Origin of the sequence: Haloferax sp. Atlit-6N (assembly GCF_003383195.1) — an archaeon.
Taxonomy (GTDB): Archaea; Halobacteriota; Halobacteria; order Halobacteriales; family Haloferacaceae; genus Haloferax; species Haloferax gibbonsii.
The window spans coordinates 1-670 of record NZ_QEQJ01000068.1; the positions used below are offsets into that span (position 1 = coordinate 1).

The 670-nt window shown below is 67.2% G+C and carries 1 pseudogene; it reads right to left on the reverse strand.

What is annotated here, in order from left to right:
* Positions 1–670 (reverse strand): annotated as a pseudogene (locus DEQ92_RS24225) (hypothetical protein); the annotation flags it as partial.

The window sequence follows — 670 nt, forward strand, 5'->3', positions numbered from 1 at the left end:
ATTCGCGAGCCTCGTCGGCTGTACCGGCGTCTACGGACTGCTGATCGCCCCGAGTCTCGACCGTGGGACCCCCGTCTTCGCGGTCGTCTGAATCCGCCGAGCCGGCGAAATCCCGGGCTTTCTCCCCGTCGTTATCGCCGGTTTCGTCCGCCCCGGCTCCGTCTTCGTCGGTACTGCGCGCCCGCTCTGGCTCCTCGTCGTGCAACAGTTCCTCCAGTCGCTCGTCGCCAGCGGCGTCGAGCGCGCGGAGGCGATTGCGGAACTCCTCCGTTCGGAAGCGATCCGAGAGCCGGGCGTTCGCGACCACCAGAAACAGGAAGAATCCGATCACGAGAAATCCGATGGCGGCGATAGGGGCGACGACCGTCGAGAGCGACGGCAGCGCGAGCCACGCGACGAGGAGTCCGAACCCGACTAGCATCTGCGCGCCCGCGACGATCTGTAGCATCAGGTTTCCGAACTCGCCGCTCCCTTCGACGACGTCCGTGGGCTCTGGGAGCGACGCGTCCTCGGGCGCCTCCATCAGCTCGTAGTCTTCCATCGAGCAGAGCGCGACGGTCGGTTTGACGTCGCGGAGGACGGTGCCTTCGCCCTCGACGCTCCCGTCGGCGTAGACGATGGCGTAGCCCTCGTCGGAGTAGGCGACGACGCGGTCCTCGACGCGTTCGAC